This is a genomic window from Paenibacillus sp. FSL R10-2734 (assembly GCF_037963865.1).
In the GTDB taxonomy this organism is placed as follows: domain Bacteria; phylum Bacillota; class Bacilli; order Paenibacillales; family Paenibacillaceae; genus Paenibacillus_AQ.
In genome coordinates this window covers 3,132,273-3,152,553 of sequence record NZ_CP150170.1, presented here as the reverse complement: position 1 = coordinate 3,152,553, position 20,281 = coordinate 3,132,273, and the positions used below count along the sequence as shown (strand labels likewise).

At 41.1% G+C, this 20,281-nt stretch carries 18 protein-coding genes; 5 read left to right on the top strand and 13 right to left on the bottom strand.

Annotation, left to right across the window (positions count from 1 at the left end):
- Positions 1 to 278: 278 nt before the first annotated feature.
- The 8 genes from NSS67_RS13770 to NSS67_RS13735 all read right to left on the bottom strand — a co-directional run bounded on the left by NSS67_RS13770 (position 279) and on the right by NSS67_RS13735 (position 11,339).
- Positions 279 to 4,760: a hypothetical protein gene (locus NSS67_RS13770; protein WP_339320060.1), complete on the bottom strand. Its 4,482-nt coding sequence runs from the start codon at positions 4,758 to 4,760 to the stop codon at positions 279 to 281.
- On the bottom strand, positions 4,747 to 5,505 hold the full coding sequence (locus NSS67_RS13765) for a DUF6063 family protein (protein WP_339320059.1): 759 nt from the start codon (positions 5,503 to 5,505) through the stop codon (positions 4,747 to 4,749). The genes NSS67_RS13770 and NSS67_RS13765 overlap by 14 nt, the downstream gene beginning before the upstream one ends.
- Before the next feature lie 12 nt (positions 5,506 to 5,517).
- A complete protein-coding gene (locus NSS67_RS13760) occupies positions 5,518 to 7,023 on the bottom strand; it encodes a hypothetical protein (RefSeq protein ID WP_339320058.1) in 1,506 nt (501 codons plus the stop codon).
- Between the two features lie 200 nt (positions 7,024 to 7,223).
- Entirely contained in the window at positions 7,224 to 7,745 is a 522-nt protein-coding gene (locus NSS67_RS13755) for a GNAT family N-acetyltransferase (protein ID WP_339320057.1), read from the bottom strand.
- Between the two features lie 266 nt (positions 7,746 to 8,011).
- On the bottom strand, positions 8,012 to 8,605 hold the full coding sequence (locus NSS67_RS13750) for a hydrolase (RefSeq protein WP_339320056.1): 594 nt from the start codon (positions 8,603 to 8,605) through the stop codon (positions 8,012 to 8,014).
- The gene (locus NSS67_RS13745; RefSeq protein ID WP_339320055.1) at positions 8,577 to 9,806 is read right to left on the bottom strand and encodes a multidrug efflux MFS transporter; all 1,230 of its coding nucleotides are present in this window, start codon (positions 9,804 to 9,806) and stop codon (positions 8,577 to 8,579) included. The genes NSS67_RS13750 and NSS67_RS13745 overlap by 29 nt, the downstream gene beginning before the upstream one ends.
- A gap of 73 nt (positions 9,807 to 9,879) precedes the next feature.
- Complete coding sequence (locus NSS67_RS13740) at positions 9,880 to 10,710, bottom strand: AraC family transcriptional regulator (protein WP_339320054.1); 831 nt, start codon at positions 10,708 to 10,710, stop codon at positions 9,880 to 9,882.
- A 107-nt stretch (positions 10,711 to 10,817) separates the two neighbouring features.
- Positions 10,818 to 11,339: a CAP domain-containing protein gene (locus NSS67_RS13735; protein WP_339320053.1), complete on the bottom strand. Its 522-nt coding sequence runs from the start codon at positions 11,337 to 11,339 to the stop codon at positions 10,818 to 10,820.
- 280 nt (positions 11,340 to 11,619) lie between these two features.
- On the opposite strand from NSS67_RS13735, the gene NSS67_RS13730 reads away from it, so the two are divergent.
- Together NSS67_RS13730 and NSS67_RS13725 are read left to right on the top strand one after the other, a co-directional pair.
- On the top strand, positions 11,620 to 12,045 hold the full coding sequence (locus NSS67_RS13730; protein ID WP_339320052.1) for a MarR family transcriptional regulator: 426 nt from the start codon (positions 11,620 to 11,622) through the stop codon (positions 12,043 to 12,045).
- Positions 12,046 to 12,132: 87 nt separating this feature from the next.
- Positions 12,133 to 13,542: an MDR family MFS transporter gene (locus NSS67_RS13725; protein ID WP_339320051.1), complete on the top strand. Its 1,410-nt coding sequence runs from the start codon at positions 12,133 to 12,135 to the stop codon at positions 13,540 to 13,542.
- 150 nt (positions 13,543 to 13,692) lie between these two features.
- Here NSS67_RS13725 and NSS67_RS13720 read toward each other — a convergent pair whose 3' ends face one another.
- From NSS67_RS13720 to NSS67_RS13710, 3 genes are all read right to left on the bottom strand, one after another.
- Positions 13,693 to 14,931, bottom strand: coding sequence for an ATP-binding protein (locus NSS67_RS13720; protein ID WP_339320050.1), 1,239 nt, complete (start codon positions 14,929 to 14,931; stop codon positions 13,693 to 13,695).
- A gap of 605 nt (positions 14,932 to 15,536) precedes the next feature.
- Positions 15,537 to 16,292, bottom strand: a complete 756-nt coding sequence (locus NSS67_RS13715) for a DUF4184 family protein (RefSeq protein ID WP_339320049.1) — start codon at positions 16,290 to 16,292, stop codon at positions 15,537 to 15,539.
- Positions 16,293 to 16,316: 24 nt separating this feature from the next.
- Positions 16,317 to 17,021: a class I SAM-dependent methyltransferase gene (locus tag NSS67_RS13710; protein WP_339320048.1), complete on the bottom strand. Its 705-nt coding sequence runs from the start codon at positions 17,019 to 17,021 to the stop codon at positions 16,317 to 16,319.
- Between the two features lie 117 nt (positions 17,022 to 17,138).
- Here NSS67_RS13710 and NSS67_RS13705 point away from each other — a divergent pair, with 117 nt between their 5' ends.
- The 3 genes from NSS67_RS13705 to NSS67_RS13695 all read left to right on the top strand — a co-directional run bounded on the left by NSS67_RS13705 (position 17,139) and on the right by NSS67_RS13695 (position 18,915).
- On the top strand, positions 17,139 to 17,966 hold the full coding sequence (locus NSS67_RS13705) for an AraC family transcriptional regulator (RefSeq protein WP_339320047.1): 828 nt from the start codon (positions 17,139 to 17,141) through the stop codon (positions 17,964 to 17,966).
- A 73-nt stretch (positions 17,967 to 18,039) separates the two neighbouring features.
- A complete protein-coding gene (locus NSS67_RS13700) occupies positions 18,040 to 18,501 on the top strand; it encodes an SRPBCC domain-containing protein (RefSeq protein WP_339320046.1) in 462 nt (153 codons plus the stop codon).
- Between the two features lie 54 nt (positions 18,502 to 18,555).
- On the top strand, positions 18,556 to 18,915 hold the full coding sequence (locus NSS67_RS13695) for a VOC family protein (protein WP_339320045.1): 360 nt from the start codon (positions 18,556 to 18,558) through the stop codon (positions 18,913 to 18,915).
- A 50-nt stretch (positions 18,916 to 18,965) separates the two neighbouring features.
- On the opposite strand, the gene NSS67_RS13690 is transcribed toward NSS67_RS13695, so the two are convergent.
- Together NSS67_RS13690 and NSS67_RS13685 are read right to left on the bottom strand one after the other, a co-directional pair.
- The gene (locus tag NSS67_RS13690; protein ID WP_339320044.1) at positions 18,966 to 19,376 is read right to left on the bottom strand and encodes a GNAT family N-acetyltransferase; all 411 of its coding nucleotides are present in this window, start codon (positions 19,374 to 19,376) and stop codon (positions 18,966 to 18,968) included.
- A 47-nt stretch (positions 19,377 to 19,423) separates the two neighbouring features.
- Positions 19,424 to 20,203 (bottom strand): SDR family oxidoreductase, encoded by a 780-nt coding sequence (locus NSS67_RS13685; protein WP_339320043.1) that lies wholly within the window; start codon positions 20,201 to 20,203, stop codon positions 19,424 to 19,426.
- Positions 20,204 to 20,281: the final 78 nt, after the last annotated feature.

Genomic DNA, 20,281 nt, shown 5'->3' with positions numbered 1-20,281 from the left:
AATTAGGGAAAACCTCCCTAATTATGTGAGACTTATCGTGCTCCAAGCGACAATTAGGGAAAATCTCCCTAATTATCAGGGTGATTCCTTCGTAAAGCGGGTATTCTCGTATTTATTAGGGAGGATTTCCCTAAAAGTCACACATTGAACCGGTAATTGGCTAATTTCAGGGACAATTTCCCTAATTCATCCTCAACGCGAAAAAAGGGGCGTACCGGAGTAGCTTAATGCTACTTCGGTACGCCCCTTTCATTATGGACGCTGGTAAACGCTGCTGGTCAAAAAAGCGAAACAGGAATGAGCTTTCTTCCTCCCTTGACTAGGGTAGATTCTAGCATATCCCCTTTGACACCTCCGAAATAGAGCTGCCAGTATACTCCAAAACGAACACTGACGTCATTCTTCACTAGCTCCGGTGGTGTAACAATCAGCCACTGAAACTTGAGCGCTTTTGAAATCTCAAATACGGGGTCAAGTACATTATTGGACACCATTTCTCCGAAAGGATTGTCATATAAAAAGACCGTCCACACTTTATTCTCACGATTCACACGTTTATGCGTCATGATCATCATTGCTACTAGCAGCTGTACCGATTGGCGCTGTCCACCACTGCCGACAGCCTCATCCAGCGCACCGCGGTTGATAATCTCCCAGTCGGAATAATGATAGTCTTCCGGCGCGGCGTAGAGGAAGTAGTTTTCCGTTACTGGTTTATATACCTGAAGAATCGGGAAGCGATTCTGAAGCGCCGCATAGACGATTCGTCCGTCATTAATAACCTCTTTGATTATAAGTGTTGGCACTTGTTCAATCTTTGGATATTTTGCGAGCAATTCCTGGATACACCGATTGAAATAATCGCTCACCATCGGCTCTACCTCATCGCTCGCTCTCGGTACATTGATGTTTTTGTAATTCAGACGAACCAGCGGGAAGGCATAATTATTCTCGTTATGAATAATCATCCGTCTTTCCATTCGCTTCATAATATCAATGATTTGTACTACACGATAAGAAGCCCGAGCCACCCACATCTTACGAGACTGATCCATATCCTCCTTATCGTTTTGAATGCTCTCAATCTGATCACGTGAACTACGTAACATCGAATCTAGGACTTGCTGAGCAATAGCGAAGTTATCCCAATGAACCGTATTTAAACGTTCTTGAATCTTGATCTCCAGTTCAGAATTCCGTTCGCTCTTAGCAAGTTTTCCAGTTAATGAATTTTTCTCTTCCTTCACTTTTCTTGCGACCTCGTCCCGACTAACCCAGCTATCCTTAATCTGAAGAAGCCAGTCAGCAACAAGCGACTCGCAGTCTTCTCTTACGCTCAGCATTAATTCTTCTGGCACAGTCCTTAGATTGACCCGATCCTCAATATGTGCGTTCATGATCTTAATTTGATTGGATAACGTCTGAAGGAGCGCATCCATTCGTTCCAAAGATCGTTTACACTGGTTAAGCATGAGCTCATTCTCTTGAAAACGTTCTTGAATGTCTGCCTCTTTTTGCTCAAGCAGCTCATTCCAAATCTCCACGGCACGCTCGTGTTTCTCTTTGATTCCCTTTTCTACCTTGCGCAGTTCCTTCTGCAAATTATCCAATTCGGTCTGGCAGCGGATGAAAGAGTCGTGTACCATCTGATAGTCCTCTTCTAGCGAAGATGTTTCCGACTTTTGACGGTTTCTTGCAGCCATAATGGATTCAGTAGATTCACCAGGTTCTGTCGCCTTCCGCCAATCCACATCCACTTGATTCAGGCTGCCTTCAAGCTCCGTTAGATTCTCGCTTGCCGCTTTGATCTGGGTTGCTCTTGTTCGAATTTCAAGCTCATTCTCCGTCAGCGATTGCTGCAGACTTTCAACAGTACTAAGCTGCTGTAACAGAAGATTCTGCTCAGCTTGATCTATTGGTGTAACTTCCATATCATCCGAAAGCTGATGATATGTCGGAAATACGATCTCAGGAAACCAAATCTGCATTCTAGGAAAAAGAGCATACTTGGCATCTCCCATCCATTTCTCTCGTTCTCCGCCAAGGCTTACCATTTGCGCTTCAAGATGCTCAAGCTGCTGGTCTTTACTCGTTAGCTCCTTGCTCACCAGACTCTTACGATCTGTATACTTTTTCTTCTCCTTTTGATCCTGCTCATGCTTCTTTGTACGTTCAATCCAAGCTTGCAACGCTACAGCTCTCTGCTCATGCTCTGCACTAAGCGCCTTATTCTCGGCGAGTTCCCGACCGATCCGAGTAAGGGTGACCTCGTTCTCATCCATCTCGTTGCTCAGACTGATAATGCTTTGCTGAAGTTCACTCTGTAGTTTCATAAGGGTATTACGTTTGGCTGTAATCGTCACAGTGTTCTCATTTTGATATAACCGATCATATTCCTGACGCACAGATTTCAACTTTGATAAATAAGCCTCCGCGTCCTGAAGCACCTGTTCTTGCTCCTTGAGCTTCGCCTGAATCCCGCTCTTAAAGTTTAAGAAACGATCTGGCTCCAGTACCATTTGTGGTCCTTGATTAGCTAAAAGCTTAAAAGCTACTTGATCTGAAGCTGCCATCTCTTCACGAATAAAGATAGGCACCGCTGATTTCAGCAATGTCCCCTTCAGCAAATCCGGGCTGATTTTATCAGCTTCGCGCCGGGTTACAATCAGACTATAAGGAAGGAGTGGATGGCGCTCTAGTTCTTCCTCACGTTCAATGTAGGGACGATCATTTAAATACGAACTACCTGGTGTGGATTGAATCTTAAGCGCATCGAGTGTATCCTTTACCGTCAGAATATCTGAATTCGGCAGCCAGTAGGATTGGTTCTGAAGTTCCACGTCCATGAGCTGATTATAGTATTCCCGTCTGGAACGTTTCGTCTGCTGCTCCCCTTCATCTAATTTTCGAATAAAGCGTACTTGAATCGCCTCTTGTTCTTCAAAAAGGCCCGTAGCTCCCAATCGATTATGTTCATCAAACATTTCCAGCAGCACAACGATTTGTGACCATAGCTGTGATTCTTTATAGGTCTGTGAATCGAGATGTACCCCAAGCTCGTCTACCTCTCGTTCATAAGAGCGATGTTTCTCGCTGAGCTCGGCATGATTCTTATGCAATGCAAGCTTTCGATTCTCTGCCTCCTTATGCTGTTCCCCTAACGCTTCGATATCCAGCAGTATCGTTTTGGCAGCTGAAATCGTACGTTGCAGCGCCGCCACTGGAGCATGGGCAGCTTCCTGACCCTGCTGGGCTGCGAATGTACCGAGCTCTTCTGTATATTGCCGGATCGATAACGTCAATTCATTCATCTGGATATCCAGACCTGCTAACTCCAGCAGGAAGCTTTCCCGCTCCTTACGCAAACCTTTTTCTTCAGTCGTCAGAGCTCGCTCTGCTGTTCCAAACCCTCTGATCGTTTGTTGCCAGAGGCTAAACACCACATCCCACTGTTTCCGAAGCTTTTCTTTAGCAGCCTGAATGACCTCTTGACGTTCTTTCATCTCCAGAGAACCTTCGATCGCTTGAATTTCCTTTTGCCATTGCTCAATTTGGCGTGTGTGGAGTATTCGTTTAGCCAAGAAATGAGCCACTTCTAGCTTTTTCTCCTGAGCCTTAGAATCATCCAGCCGTCCACGTGCACGTCTCTGATCATCACTGAGCTTGTTGAACTCTTCCTGTTTTAGCTCCGTCTCTTCCTTGCTGCGCAAATACTTGAGATTGTCCGTCTCAAATCGCAGCTGCTTCGCTTCCTGATAACGCCCAGCCAGTTCATTTGCAGCCTTACTTCGCTCTTCTTCCGCATTTCTCTGCTCTTCGTGGATAACCGTATAGATCTGACGTCCAAGCAGTTCTGTTTCCTGAACAGCGCTCTCCGCCTCTACTCCTTGCTTCACCAGCTCGTATAAAGGAGTAGCCATTCCAAGAAACTCTGTGTAGACTTGTTCCCGCTGTTCAAGCATTGGCAGTCGTTGAGCTACTGTTGCCGTATCAATAAACATACGCTGCAGCGTATTGTCGTCTTCTCTTAGCCCCTCATTCAGACTGGAGCCGATTTCAGGAATAATCAGCTTTTCGAACAAGTTATGGTTGGTAAAAGCATCATTCTTTTTAAAATAACCTTTGATACCGCCCTCTTCTCCATTGATCCGCCGCATATTGCGCCACTCGGCGATATGGATATCCCGAGTAGCCAGGAAATCATAATATCTTTTTAAATCCGAGCTATGGCTACCGAAAGGTACAATCTCCCCACGCCTATCTCGTACAAATTGCTGGATCGTTTCAAAACTCGTAGGTTCAGCAGTCTCTTCATCAAAGAGTGGCAACGTCGAAAGGCTAAGTTCAGACGCTTCTCCGTAATCCGTGAGTGCGTATAGTAGGTAATCCACTTTAATGTCTTGCTGATCCAGCGAGTTATGTGCCGTCATAGCAATACCAGTTGTCATATACTCATTACGCTCAATGTTGTCGAGATGCCATTCGATAGCTACATGAAAGGTGTAAGGCTTAAGTTGTTTTTTATGATTATGAAAAAATGCTTCAACTTGGTTCTCACTGTCTTTTCCCCATGGCGTTTTGGGCATTAATAACTGAAATATGGATTGCAGCAGTACGCCCTTCCCGCCACCATTCATAAGCGTAATAAGCGTATTGGCTGGTCCCTCTTCATTGCAGAGGTCCAGAATCATGTCATCATATTTCTTGAGCATTTTCTCGTATTTAAGTCCTGTAATCCGTATGCGTTCAATCCGCGGCATTAATAGCACCGTCTTTCTCAGCTAAAGTTCGTCCGATGAGTTTCTTTAATTCCTGATACCGGTCGACATCATGATATAAATACCGCATTCTCTCATAAAGCTCTTCCCGTGGGAATATCCGCTTCTCTGACTCCGAGATGAACACGAGCTTCTCCTCTTCCAGAAGCTTCATGCCTTCATGAATCAGACCAATTCGTGAGCCTGCGCCTCTTGTCAGAAGATCGCTTTCTTCCTGACTCTTAGTTTGCATATAGAGATTAGTCCACACCTTCGACATCGCTTGGATATCCAAACGCCACTGCTGGCTAAACCGCCCCTCATCATCCATCTGCATCCATGCTTGAAAAAGTGAAGACACCTGATCGGATATCTGTATATAGGACATACTGTCCTGCCCGGACTTAAAGTGAGTCTCGTCCTGATCCATCTCGGCCAGAAAAACAAGGATGATGATATTAATGATATGTAAATGAGTTTTGCGCTCAATTCGTGAATATTTATTCTTCAACTGGGTAAAGTTGGTGGCGAACACTGACCCGAGTGGATTGACCAACAAATGGAGACGGTGTCCGGAATTCATCACTCGGCAGCCTGCCTCCTTAGCAACATATTGAAGCGCATCATATGTTCCTGCATCCTGAAGGCATTCAGCAGCCGCAGGATCATCGAGAGGGATTACCTTTTTACGTAGTAATTCAAAAAATAGCCGTGAAGCTAGCTGTACCTGTTCTAATGTATAACTCATGCTAGTAACCTCTCACCTCTCCACGATCGTAATAGTATATGGACTCATATCCAGACCAGACCAGCGTACTCTTGGGGTTGGTTCTGGAGCAATGCTCGTATGTAGCAGCTTACCGCGCAGGCTATCCAGTTGAGGATCATCCGCAAGTACATACCGGATTAGCAACTGGCATTCATCGGAGCCGTTGCTGCTCTCTGGAGCCTGTTCTTGTACTGTAATCTCTGATTGAAAAAACTGCACCCATAGATCAATAGCATCCGGTGTGCGCGCCCAACGGGTTAATTCCTCTGCGGTAAAAGCTTCAGCAGTAAACGTGAAACTTCCCAGCCGGGCTAGCGCATTGAACACAGGCTTCCACAGTTCAACGACTTCCGCCCATGGGATACTTTTAGGAATATATTGAACGGTCTCAGCATCTATCTCATCATCAAATTCATCCATCACCACATCCGGGATAAAGCCAACCTCTTGCTCCTCCCAAGCCCAGGGAAGTGGATAAACAAAATCCTGATTCGGAGCGAATAATCCGCCGAGTAGCAGTTCAAGGCTGTCGCCGCTTGGGAGACCCTCTTCTTTAACCCATTCCTCCCAGACATGAGTACGAAAGTTAAAGCCGGCGGCTCCCCAGAATAATTCAGGGAAGTTCAATCTCAAATTAGTCTCCACCTCAAAAATGTTCAAGACTACCTCGGCCAGCTCATCGTGTACACGCCTAGAGAGCTCAACTCGTTCAGAAAGAATACGAATCTCATTGAAGTCGATCACATCTTTCTCGTCATTAGCTAACCGGGCCAAAGAACGATGAATATTATCAAAATGTTTGCGTTCTTCATCGAACTGCTGATGAATTTCTTCGAGTCGCTGATGCCGAGCCACTCCAAATTCACTAAAAATATGCTTGGGGTTACGGCGCAATGCATTCCGGTATTCCTGCTGCTCATGGGTCATCTTCCGGACCCGGGAGATAAGCTCATTCACATCCTGAAGCGCCCGAGTTACACGACCATGCTTAATATGCATCTGAATCTCGAGCAGCTTGATGCTGATCTGGAACTCTTCGATAATCTCATGACTCATAAAAATAAGCTCCATAGCATATTCGGAGAGTCGATAAATTGTTCTGCCACTCTCTTCCCAGCTACTGCGGGTCGCATCCTCATCCACCATGAAATACTTATATTTCTGCACAGACATTTGCCGTGCCGCATCATCATAATAATAGGATTCGAAATCTCCACCATTTCCGCTCCAGAGCAGGCCGTCCACTAAACGTTCTACCGATTCGGTAGTCCCGAGATTCGCGATATTAAAGCGTTCGAGTGCAGTCCAAGCCAGCGCTACAATATCTTCCTTGGATCTTCTCTCATTGGATTCTAGCTCTAAATAATAGACTTGCAACAAGATGCTTAAAGACACCATTTCTTTATACGGTTGGATTTCGCCAAGGTTCATCCCAGCCCCCAGATTCCATAGGGGATTCAATCGTTTGTTTCGTTCGCCAAAATCCGACCAATTCATCTTTCTGCCAACCTCGCCATCACTTCATAATTTAAAACTGCTCTCAATCGATCATCCTCACAAAAAAATAAACCCGTATACATCCGTATAGGGTTCTGAAGTACGCGAATATATGTTTCTATTATATCAATCCTTCGAAGGTTATGCTATTTTTTGTTATAGAATCCCAACGTCTTTTATTTATGCGCTATATATCATTTCTACTCAGTAGCATCTGGAGTACATGCCATACAATACTGCTCTAGAGAACTATTTGGTAAAGGGATAACTTTGACCGTGAGGAACTGATAATGCTCGTAGATGGGTAGATTGCTTGGTGTCTGTGTCTCTAATGTGCATAAAGCATTCTTCTCACGGCATTCGGCGAGCAGCGGTTTCATGATCTTGGATACGTATCCTTGTCCACGATAGCGTTCTTGCACTGCAAGCATATCCAAATGCAAATACTTCTGATCACCAAACATCGATAACCATAAGGAACTCATACTGCGTAGAATAGTTAGTCCTCTAATAAATCCTCGCACACCAATGATTCGGCAAATCGGTAAACACTTGAGAATCGCAAGCCCAATCTGTTTCATATAGTTGACGTTCGAAATCCATGTCCCTGTCTGACGCTCCGAATGGAACACCAATGCGACAGCTTCATAATTAGTTGACGTCGTTAGTAAATCCGAATAAGGATACAACATCTCAATATAACGATGAAAAAAAATATTCAATACACGGAGTCTGGTTGTTTCATCAGGCAAAATATGCTGATACAATGGATCATCCTTTGCGAAGGCTTCTGCCAGAACACTGGCGGCTCTCGGAATGTCCTGCCGATGAATTTTAATTAATGTACTACAAATAGTTCCACCTCATTTAATTTACTTTCGCGATAGGCTGGATTAGTGAACAAGCCATCCAAGAATATTATAACTTGTGTAGTCAAGTCCACATAAACACAAAAAAGCCAGCACCTTTAGTACTGGCCTCCGACATTCTATTTTAAAGCCAATACGACTTCTTCCGTGGTCCGAATCTTGCCGATTCTAGGGAAAATGGTTTTACACACATAGTCATGCTCTTCTTTTGTAGAGGCAGTCATTGCATCCTCCACAAAAACTTGGTTGTACCCAAGCTGATAAGCTTCTCTAGCTGTCGTGTCCACACCTATGGATGTAGAAATACCACACAAGACAATTGTATCTATACCACGACGCCGTAGCTGCAAATCAAGATCCGTTCCGAAGAATGCCCCCCACTGACGTTTAGATATCACATATGCGTTTTTGAAGTCAGATAATTCAGGTACCAAGGTATCCCAGCCTTCTGGAATGGATCCTGCATTCATCTTCATATCTGTTTGAGGTCTTAACATATCATGTCCATCTAACGAGGATACTCTCACAAGTACTACAAACGCACCCTTTTCCGTGAAGGCTTGAACTAAACTGCTACCCTTCTGAACCACCTGCTCACCTGTATATGGAGCCTTATTAGGCATGTTAACAATTCCATTTTGCAAGTCGATTACAACCAGTGCCGTTTTCTTTGCATCAAGACATTCAGTTTCTGATCTCTTTAAGTCTCCCATTGTTTTCTCTCCCATTTAAGCTTAGTTTTTTATACACTTTAAAATAAACCCAGCCTGCATTTATCAATAGCAAAACACTCGTAATAAAGAATACATCTCGGATCTCAAACCAGGCTGCCACTTGCCCACCTAGAACCGAACCCGCAAATGTGCCAAGATAACCTGCCGACATGTTAAAGCCAAATACTCTGCCTGTAAGAGCATCTGGTGTTATTTTCTTAACGAGGATATTCACAGAAGGTATTAACCCACCTGCCGCTAATCCTAGTAGAAAACGCAGACCCATTAACTGCCAAGGATTCTGAACAAACGCTTGTGGGATGAATAGAAGTCCTGCCGCTATAAGCGCAACTAGTATAACTTTTTGAGCACCTATTCGGTCAGACAGCTTGCCAAGCCTTGGAGCCGCAATGATATTAGCCAGCCCTGAAGCTGAGAAAGTCATCCCTGCAAGCAGAGCCACATGACTAGCACTCTTGGAGAGCTGAGTAACATATACCGTAATGATCGGTTCTACAGTGTATAAAGCAACAGTTAGAATAAAGAAGGTTACAAACAAGGTTAGCGTTAGGCTTTTCTCTGGAACACTACTCCAGACTTCCTTCATACTAAGCGTCTTTTTATCTTCTCGATGAAAAGATTCCTTCACGAACAAAGCCGTTGTAATGAAGGCAACCAGCATCAGTCCACCCGTAACAAAAAATGAACTTTGTAAACCCATGCTCTCTGCAATGAAACCACCAATCGTTGGGCCAAGCAAAGCTCCAGCAATACTAGCCGTTGAAAGGGTTCCTAAAGCATATCCTGCATGTTCCTTATCCGTCTGAGTTGCGATTAATGTAGTACAAGCTGTACTATAACCCGTAATTGTGCCCTGTAATAATCTTAGTGCAATTAATACATACACATTGGGTGCAAAACCCATACAGCTTATCACAATCGCCATCCCAAGACTTGCCCGCAAAAGCATTGGTTTCCGTCCGAACCTGTCTGCCGCCAGCCCCCAAATAGGTGAAAATATGGCTGAAACGATAAAGGTAATCCCAAAAGCAATGCCCGAAAACTGAGCTACGGAATCGGCGTTGTCCACGCCAAGATGCTTAATGTAGAGTGGCAATACTGGCGCAATCTGGCTCATACCTACACCCGTTACAAACATACCAAACCAGCAAACGATCAAATTCCTTTTCCACATGGACATAAAAAAGCCTTCTTTCTGCTAACAATAACAACCTCATATTAACAGTCAGATTAGCTCTATACCATGCATTATTCTAAACTCCATGGACATTTTTGCTCTGAAATTCAGAAGGGCTGATGCCTGTCATTCTTTTAAAAATTCGGCTGAAATAAAATTCATCCGTAAATCCAATGGCTTGCGCAACCTCTTTGATTTTTATGTCCCCTTCGAGAATTAGCTCTTTCGCTTTATCCATTTTCATTTTATTAAAGAACTCAATGATCGAATAACCTGTAATCTCTTTGAACGCTCTCGACAAATAAGCAGGTGACAGCTGCACCATGTCAGACAATTCACCCAAGGTCACTTTATGGTTTATCTTTTGATGCATATAGTTGATGATTTTTTCCACCTTTAAGGAAGTAGAGTAATTTTGACTTTGTTTTTGTGTATTTTGAGCAATCGCGATGATTAGCTGCTGTAAAAAAGTCTTCGCTACAAACTCATATCCTGGCAGTTTAGTATTCCAGCTCTGAATCATTTTACCGAAGATATCTTCCACCTGATAATAATCCTTCATTTCCGTTACATCTTGAAGATTGAGTGTCTCTACATGACCATTAATTCCCCATTTCTCCTCGTCCATGCTCACCTTCGCATAGTTGAAATGAACGGACAGAAAGCATAAGGGATCTTCAGCATCTATCTCTATTGATTGCTTAACACCTGGAGAAATATAGAATAACATACCCGCTTTAAACGAATATTTTTTTCGCTCAATCATAAAACTGCCCTTCCCACCAGTCACTAAGAGAAGTTCATGATGCTGGAGGGTTCTAACAAGCTTGCTCCAATTTCTCTTGGGGTCATCGAAGTATCTGTAATTACAATACAGAATGTGAAAAAATAGATTATTTATATTCATAAAATCCCCCGTATGTAATCAGTTACATATGGAGGGAACCATAGGTCACGTTACCGTAGAGACCAAAGTTCCCTCCTCAATATTCTATAACTTGTCGAACGAAATGCTTATGGTTTCTGGATAAACAGTTGTGTCCAATAATGTTGATATTGACTATTAGCTGTTCCCCCTACATAACCAACCCCAATATCCGTAAAGCGAGGATCCAAAATATTAGCTCTATGACCAGTGCTATTCATCCAAGTTCTCATTACTGCTTCAGGTGTTGCTTGTCCCGCCGCAATATTTTCTCCATAAGCTCGCCAAGCCACACCATTTTGATCTAGCATTTGAGATGGGGTGCCATAAGTTGGAGAGGTATGGCTAAAATAATTATTATCCCTCATATCTCTTGATTTCAAAATCGCAAGATCATTAAGCTGCGTATTTAGGGTTAAGGCAGCAATTCCTCTACTCGTCCGTTCTTCGTTAACTAATCTAAATACTTGTAATTCAAACGCATTAGCTTGTCTAACATGAATTCTTGACCGCCCTACTCTTTTCGTTGTTTTACTCGAAGTGCGTTTCACCGCTGACCCTTTAGAAATCGAACTCTTTACTCTTCTTATTGATGATATTCTTTTTCTCATAAATTCCCCTCCAGCATTGTATTTATAACAATATATTGTGGAAGAGGTTTTCTCGCTTGTACCAAAGTCTATAATTCTACTATAAATTTTGTTAACCCTATGACCTCAAATAAATTTCCTACTGAATATATTTTAATAGATATTCTATTCGTGAGCTAGCACCAAGGAATGATTAGCTTGATTATTCTGCTTTTACTTGACTTGTATTAGTTACTTTATGTTAATATAAACAAAACCAAAACGTTGATATATCATCTATATTTTATTTAGGAGAGATCATATGGATTCCAAAGACCCGCTAGGTTTAGTTATTCGAGATTTGCATTTAGAAATAGCCAATTATATAACAAAATTGCTTGCCCCTGTTCGACTTGCTCCTGAACAACATTTACTTATGGCTTTGTTGCTTGAGAAAGAAGGTTTATCTCAGAACGACATTGCTAATAAACTTGGGAAGGACAAAGCCAGTGTTGCCCGGATGATCGCTAGCTTAGAGAACAAGGGTTACATTCATAAAGTAAACAGTACGCAGGATCGACGTTCGGTAAATGTTTTTGTCACAGAAGAAGGCAGAAAATTAGAGTCTGCCATCAATGAGGTGACAATTAAATTAAACGAAGTTATTGCAACAGGATTGTCTCCTGTAGATTACTCAACACTAAAGACTCTGTTAACTCGTGTGCAGAATAATGTAAGAGAGGCCTAAATGAATTTCCCCCGCTCTATAGTTGACACATCATCTATTCTACAAAAATAATACGAATCTATTTCTGAAAAGAGGATTATCCCTATCATGGAATCAACAGCAACTGTTCAAGTTAAACGTCCCGCCCTTATGGCCTTCTCGCTTATGTTAGGTGCGTTCGTCGGGCTATTTAGTGAAACTGCCTTAAATATGGCTTTTACCAACTTAATGGATGAATTTTCAATCAACGCCTCCACGGTTCAATGGCTAACCACAGGATATTTACTTGTATTAGGAATCCTCGTTCCTATATCCGCCTTATTAATGCAATGGTTTACCACTAGACAATTATTCACAGCTTCCTTGATATTATCTATCGTTGGAACATTAATCGCTGCCCTCTCGCCTAATTTCACCTCGTTATTAATTGCGCGTATAGTGCAAGCCTTGGGAACTGGATTATTGCTGCCCCTAATGACGAACATTATTCTAATTATTTTCCCTGCACATAAACGTGGAACCGTCATGGGGATGATGGGACTAGTAATTATGTGTGCACCGGCCATCGGGCCAACTTTATCTGGTTTGATCGTAGATCATTTGGGCTGGGCGTTTATCTTTTGGATAAGCTTACCTTTATTATTATTTACATTTGGATTCGGATTAACATTCATCAAAAATGTAGCCAATATCTCAAAACCTAAAATTGATATTCTATCCATCCTACTTTCTACTTTTGGATTTGGTGGCATCGTATTTGGTTTTAGCAACATCGCTGATCATTCTTTAAGTGAAATCATTGTCTATTTACCTCTTATCGTTGGTATCATCAGCTTAATTCTGTTTGTATTACGACAGTTTAAGTTGGAAACGCCAATGCTGAATTTACGAGTGTTTAAGTATCCCATGTTTACAATAGGTCTGATAATGGTCTTTTTAGGAATGATGATCATTTTATCCTCTGCCATTTTATTACCCTTATATTTAAAAGGAGGTTTATTGTTATCAGCCACAGCTGCAGGAATTCTACTCCTTCCAGGCAGTGTGATTAACGGAGCTATGGCTCCAGTTACGGGTAGAATATTCGACAAATTCGGTCCGAGATTATTGCTGCCGCTTGGATTCTCCATCGCAACAATTGCAGGTTTTCTATTTACAAGCAACACTACTGAAACCAGTAACCTGACCTTTATTTTAATACACTGTGCTATGTTTATCGGATTAGCAATGGTCATTATGCCCGCACAAACCAATGGCTTAAATCAGTTACCCGTGAAATACTATCCGGATGGCGCTGCTGTCATGAATACGCTTCAGCAAATAGCAGGTGCTCTTGGTACAACTTTCGCTGTTACGCTAATGTCTAGCGGGCAAACACGATACGCTAACACACATCCAGCCGCTGCACAGCCTGAAATTTTAACCGCTGGAATTACACATGCATACTTATTTATCGCAGCAATTGCAGGTATCGGATTGATTTTATCGTTATTTGTGAAGCGTATTAAAGTTTATTAATTGTAATCAAAAAAAGACAGTGGACATGAGCTGTCCGCTGTCTATGTTTTCGTACATAATTCTAAATTCTTTTCATAAATAGTCCTGATATTCAGTTTGACACCTATAGTTATAAAAATGGATTCACATAGGCTCGTGGCATGTTTTCGCTTAAGTAGGGATGGTGATTAGAAACGTTGTTCCTTTGCCTTTTTCACTATCGACTTCAATAATGCCTTTTACTTTATTGACGGTACTATAGACCATTAGCATCCCAAGTCCTGTGCCCTCTTCTTTTGTAGAATAATACGGCTTACCCAGACGCGTTATTTCTTCCTTTGTCATTCCAATTCCAGTATCTCGAATACTGATGATAATATTTTGCTTTTTTTCCGAAATATCAATGAACAGCGTACCGCCATCCTTATCCTTCATAGCTTCAATTCCGTTTTTATATAGATTAATTAAACATTGCTGAATCTGGTTCCGATCATAACTTTTATTAAGCGAATTATTAAAACTAAATTGCACATCTACTTTATGCATCGTGGCATAAGGCATGATGATATTTTTAGTATATTCTGACTCCGCCCACATGTTAGAATAAACCATATTTTCGGATTGTGGCTTGGCAAATGAGAGATAGTCACTCACGATTTTTTCTGCCCTCTGTAGTTCTAATAAAGATAGCTCTACGTATTGTTTCTCCTCTGGGCTGATCGTCTTGGATTTATTTAGTAGCTGCAAAAAACCGCTGGTTACAGTAAGTGGATTTCTTATTTCATGTGATACGCTAGCCGCTAACTCGCTAACGACATTTAATCTTTCCGATTGCATAATTCGATCGCGATTCTTAATATTGGTGATAATCTTTTCTATTAAAATCATATTGATACTCATCACTCCGACATGCGTCGTAAAGGCATTTAAAGTGAGAAACCAAAATTCCCTATTTAACGTCCCCTGTGTAAAACCTAATGTAACTAGGTAAAGTCCCATCGTCAGAAAAGAAATTATCGTTGCCGCGATGACGCGACCTTTCGAATCTAGTTTTATGAACCTTTTACTATATAGAGGGACCAGGATCAGGATTGATGTAGCAAAAAGAAATGATTGAAACGTACCCTCTCCACCCACATAGAATCGATAGATATTTAAAAGGATATATAGTGGTAGAACGTTCTTATATCCACCAAAAAGAGCCACAATAATAAATGGGACATATCTCAAATCAAAAATAAAGCCAATATCGAGTTTAAACGGTTTAGCTATACATAGACACATAGTCACTGCCGACAGTAGGACTAGTATCTTACTATTGTAGGCAAAAGCTCGATTCTCAAAGAAAATTAGAAACATTAAGATTGGAAATAATATAAACAAAAAATTCAAAAGCAAAGTCTCAAACAAGGGATAACTTCCTTTCAGCCTAGTGTTACTAAATGAACAAATCTAAAGTTTTAATCAAACACTGGAAAAATACGCTAAGTTATTATTATAAGTAAAGTTCATTCTATTAACTATGTATTTCTCAACCATTTTTCAAATAATAACAAAAAAAACGCCTGACGGCGTCCTTGGAGGTAGAGTTACAAGCTGAGTACATCCGTAATTCCATACTCGTATCCATATACACCTTCGTAGTGAGGTTCCGCTTACGGACCGTGTTACACGTATTCCCTAATAACAAGCCCATTTCCGGGTGATTTGGGGTGAATAACAGCGCTGGCTCGTTTACCTTACCTGCAGCACATTGTATTCGGTTTTTCACATACATTTGGCTCGTTTACGTCACCGGCGGCACATTGTATTCGGTTTTTCGTATACATTCGACTCGTTTACGTTACCGGCAGCACATTGTATTCGGTTTTTCGCATACATTCGACTCGTTTACGTTACCGGCAGCACATTGTATTCGGTTTTTCGCATACATTTGGCTCGTTTACGTTACCATCGGCACATTGTATTCGGTTTTTCGAATACATTTGGCTCGTACTCGTAATTTATTTAACGAATTAAAATTGTTTTATCTTTTTTAAACCTCTTATTATGATCGATACAAGCAATACTCCTAAGCATGCCCCTGTAATAGGCGAAACTACTAGAATACCGATTATATTCTTACTCGAGCTTAAAAGTAACTTCATACTCGTTAAAGCTACCGCTACAATAACTACTGATGTCCAGAAAATATTTTTTTGTTTTGTTGATACTGTCGGTATTGTCGTTCCCGTTTCATTGTGTCGATACAAAGAACTAATTATTATCCATGCTAGCATGAGTAATCCGAAAGCCGAAAAAGAATGCTGCAATATTTTGTAAAGAGGGAAATTATTAATCACTATATCCCTTAATAAGGGAACTTGTTCTACAAAGTAACCATTAAAATGTGTAAATCCATCGATGAACACGTGAGTAAAGAAACCAATAACCACAGATATGATGAATACTATCCAGCCCTTAGTGGTCAATCTCCACCTGCTCAAGGTATTGTAAGCTCGTTGATCAATATTATAGTTCGAAGGAAGATGCAATACTAGTATCTCCTTAACTATAGAATGGAAAATTAGTGCAAGGATCACACATAGGGGAATTGCCTGTAGAAATAATCCTGTTATTGAATGCCCTATACTTTGATAGGGCTCAAGCATAATAAAATATTCAAAATCAGGCGACATGCTTCCTAGAATCAAGCCGGTAGCACTAAAGTATTTTGGTTTCACATATTTAAAAGGAAGTGCAAAAATAGGATGAGCAAAAGTGAAAGGCATAACAATACAATCTCCTAGTGTTTATTATACTTTCTTAGCTACAAAGGTTATACAATCTGTTGTCAGTTTTACGGGTTGTCCTTTTCTATCAATTTCAAATTCTAATTGTTTTACAAATCTTTGTTTAACTTCCCATCCAGTGTACTGATGATCTAATAATTCCATCATTCTTTCTCTAGATATATTCACTTCAAACATCGGGTCTAGTTCTTGTCCATTTTCAAGGTTTACCTCTTGTATGTTCGATCCGATAATAATACAATTGGTCCCATTTGTTTTTGTTCCAGAAATCATTTCACTAAGTTTTTTTTCGAGTGCTTTTTCGGAACTTACATGTTCCAAGGCTGACACTGCTAAGATAATTTCATATTCCCCTTGATCGATAATGAAATGTTCAATGTCAGATAATCTTGTCACAATAAATGGTTCGACTCCAAATTTCCGACTATAACCTTCCAATTTTTCAATCGCCGACTCCAATAAATCAACACAAACTACCTTCCCATTTCTATTTTTCATGGATTCCGCAATGGGTATACTATTCCTACCAATCCCAGCTCCTAAATCTAATACACTTAAGTATTCTTGATCTCTGTATTCTTCTAAAAGATCGATTACCGTCTTTACGGGTCTGTGTAGCCAGGAGCCTGGCTCAAACAAATTGTAACTATCGTAACACATGTCATGATATTTCTTCTCTTCTGTTCTAATATTCGCTATTCTGTCCATACCTCACCTCGAGCTTTCCTTATTACATATTTTCAACTACGCATTGTACTGCGTTCAAATAAAACCTAAAATACTACATATATAAGATTTTTTAATATTACCCACTATGCACTCCCAATGTTAATGAAGGAGATGGTTATCGTAAAGCCTACTCATCTACCACATCATAGCTATATCCACGCGACGGAGCTAGCTATTCAATACATGAAAGACCATCTTGATGAAGAAGTAACTTCAGAGCAACTTGCTCATCGGGTTGGTTACAGTTCCTATCACTTCACTAGAATTTTTAAGCAGGTCACAGGAATTTCACCACGCCAATACTTATCCGCCTTGCGAATGGAATCGGGTAAACAGGCGCTACTGAAACAGCCTTCATTGCTAATGAAGATTATGCTTTCGATAGGCTTCCGAAGTGCCGGCTCCTTCCATCATCGATTCAAGCAATTCGTTGGACTATCACCTAAAAAGTTTGCAGCCACCTCTTCTGAATTAGCCTCCCATATGAATCAGTATGAACACAAACCCTTAACATCTGATACACTGCCATCCTCACCACGAATGTGCATTCATTGTAAGCTAGAGACACCTCCGGATTTTCGCGGTCTATTATTTGTAGGGCTATTTCCACGACCCATTCCTGATCAGAAACCCATCGTCGGCACTGCGCTCAATATGCGCAATCGCGAATGCATATTTACTGATATCTCACCTGGTACGTATTACATACTTGCAGCAGGTATTCCCTGGAGTCGTAATCCTGTTGACTATTTTAAGTTAGATACATGTTTACGAGGAAAATTTGATGAACCTATTGAAGTGAATATTTCAACGAAGTTGCACGTACAGATCCTCTTAAGAGATCCGCTCCCGTATGATCCACCAATCGTCGTTAGTTTGCCGCTACTATTGTTTGAGAAATTTAACCGAAAGAGAGCAAACTAGAAGACTTTATAAGCTGAATAATCCCATATACTTAATCAAATTGACAATAATCTTCCTGATAAGAGGTGATCAGATGAGTCTAGTATCACAAATCGTCGTTAACAGTAATCTAGAATTGGTATGGAAGGCATGGACTGAAGCGGATCGTCTATCGGAATGGTTTGCACCAGAAGTATTAGTCGATTTGAAGGAAGGCGGGAAATACGAACTTTACTTCGATCCAAGCAACAATCAATCGATGAGTACCGCCGGCTGTAAAATAATTCGGATAGAAGCACCGCATACACTCGTCTTTGAATGGAAAGGTCCTGATCCGTTTGCTGAAGTAATGAATAATCCCGCAAATCTAACACAGGTTGAGCTAAATTTGAAAGCTCTTTCCGATGGTACACTTGTTACGATATTTCATTCGGGTTGGACAGAAGCTGAACCGTCACAAACCGCTAAAAGCTGGCATGAGCAAGCTTGGACGCAGATGCTTTCAAGTCTTAAAAGCAAGTTAGAGGCTGGTCAAGGAATGTTGTGCTGTCAATAAATGATCTTATCTCTTGATTGTGCACATATTCTAACCTATTGGAGGTATAATTGTATGCCTAATATCAGCGTTATTTCTATTAACATAGCAGATATGACTGTTGCTATTGATTTTTATTGTAATAAATTAGGATTTGAAATCTCCACCCAATATGATGATTCCCTTGTTAGCTTGAAACATGAACCTATCACGGTTGTGCTCTGTCAAGTGGAGTTCTCTACTAAAGTTCAGTATCCGAGAGAATCACAAGTTGTGATTGGACTCCAAGTCGAGGATCTAGCTGCTTCCATTCAGCAATATAAGCAGCTTGGTATCGAAGTGCTGTACGATGAACCTCGCGAGTGTCCTCCAGGCATCTACAGCGCCATTGTAGATCCATTTGGCAATGTAATAGAGCTGTTAGAATATAGATAACAAGTATAAACCGTTACTTGCATCTTGAAGTAGCGGTTTATCTTTGTTCATTATTCAAGCTCTTTCATTAGCATTACTTCATCATCCATTACATACCCGCTTAGTTCATACACTTTAATGGCTGAGTTGTTATCTCTTCCTGTCAAAATCTTAATTGATTTGACTCCACGTGAATGGAGTTGATTTTCCAGAAAAGAAATCAGAGAAGTAGCAACACCGTTCCTTCGAGCAGATTTTTTAACATACATTTCAGTAATTTCACCGTAAGCTTCATTATAACAAAATGATTTGAAACTTTGAGCACATCCAAAGCCAATCACTTCGTTCATTAAGGTTGCCACTGCAACACATTCATTATTGCTATTTAAGCACTTGATGATTTCTGATACTGGACGCTTGTCTCCACCATTGAACTCAAAATTCAGTTTAGACAACGCCTCTGCATCGCTTATCGTTGCCAACCTTACATTGGGAATCATTCATTTCACTCATTCCAAATAATTATTTATTATTTCCCAAGAAATCCACCCTCAGATTTTATCACTTGACCCGTAATCCACTGTGAATCATCACTCGCTAAGAAACTAATTCCTTTAGCTGCATCTTCTGGCAAGCCGATTCTTCCCATTGGAAACATAGGCAAAAAATGAGTTTTCATCTCATCCGTTATCCAACCAGAATCCGTAGGGCCCGGATCAAAACCATTAACTGTGATATTTAGCGGAGCTAAACCAACCGAAAGAGGTTCGATCAAACCAATTAATGCACCCTTTGTCATTATATACGCCAAGTTATCAGGATCGGGCCCTTTTGACACCATGAAGATAATTCTACCCGCCGTCCCCTTTGAATGATTCTTTTCAAACCTTCTGGCAAACTCAGTGCTGAGTAAAACCGTTCCACGATTGTTCACTACATAGTGTTGATCTAACGAAGTGATACTCAGATTCTGATAATTCGTGGGCACGCAATAAGCCGCATTGTTAATCAAAATCGAAGCATTTCCTAATGACTCTTCTACCTGATCCATAATATTTATCGAGATTTCAGGATTGGCAAAATCCGCTTCCATATGACTTGCCCTGACTCCCATGCTTTTCAGTTCTGCACAAAGTTGCTCTGGCCATTCCTTTTCTCCACCATTCCCTTCTGCTTCATCAAAAGGATGCCAATGCGTAAAGAAAATATCTACCCCCTGGCTTGCAAGAGAACGGCATATTGCTGTACCGATTCCTGTGGATCTGCTGGCACCAGTAACGATTGCTATTTTATTTTTTAATGCGTTCATGTATAGCACCTCCGATCATTAATTAGAAGGATAGACAGGTAGAGATACATAGACATTAGCAGATTCTACAAGCTTAAA

Coding starts and splice junctions, on each gene's coding strand:
- NSS67_RS13770 (WP_339320060.1), bottom strand. CDS start 4,760: ATGCCGCGGATTGAACGCATACGGATTACAGGACTTAAATACGAGAAA.
- NSS67_RS13750 (WP_339320056.1), bottom strand. CDS start 8,605: ATGGGAGACTTAAAGAGATCAGAAACTGAATGTCTTGATGCAAAGAAA.
- NSS67_RS13745 (WP_339320055.1), bottom strand. CDS start 9,806: ATGTCCATGTGGAAAAGGAATTTGATCGTTTGCTGGTTTGGTATGTTT.
- NSS67_RS13740 (WP_339320054.1), bottom strand. CDS start 10,710: ATGAATATAAATAATCTATTTTTTCACATTCTGTATTGTAATTACAGA.
- NSS67_RS13715 (WP_339320049.1), bottom strand. CDS start 16,292: ATGCCTTTCACTTTTGCTCATCCTATTTTTGCACTTCCTTTTAAATAT.
- NSS67_RS13760 (WP_339320058.1), bottom strand. CDS start 7,023: ATGAATTGGTCGGATTTTGGCGAACGAAACAAACGATTGAATCCCCTA.
- NSS67_RS13725 (WP_339320051.1), top strand. CDS start 12,133: ATGGAATCAACAGCAACTGTTCAAGTTAAACGTCCCGCCCTTATGGCC.
- NSS67_RS13710 (WP_339320048.1), bottom strand. CDS start 17,021: ATGGACAGAATAGCGAATATTAGAACAGAAGAGAAGAAATATCATGAC.
- NSS67_RS13735 (WP_339320053.1), bottom strand. CDS start 11,339: ATGAGAAAAAGAATATCATCAATAAGAAGAGTAAAGAGTTCGATTTCT.
- NSS67_RS13705 (WP_339320047.1), top strand. CDS start 17,139: ATGTTAATGAAGGAGATGGTTATCGTAAAGCCTACTCATCTACCACAT.
- NSS67_RS13700 (WP_339320046.1), top strand. CDS start 18,040: ATGAGTCTAGTATCACAAATCGTCGTTAACAGTAATCTAGAATTGGTA.
- NSS67_RS13765 (WP_339320059.1), bottom strand. CDS start 5,505: ATGAGTTATACATTAGAACAGGTACAGCTAGCTTCACGGCTATTTTTT.
- NSS67_RS13730 (WP_339320052.1), top strand. CDS start 11,620: ATGGATTCCAAAGACCCGCTAGGTTTAGTTATTCGAGATTTGCATTTA.
- NSS67_RS13685 (WP_339320043.1), bottom strand. CDS start 20,203: ATGAACGCATTAAAAAATAAAATAGCAATCGTTACTGGTGCCAGCAGA.
- NSS67_RS13695 (WP_339320045.1), top strand. CDS start 18,556: ATGCCTAATATCAGCGTTATTTCTATTAACATAGCAGATATGACTGTT.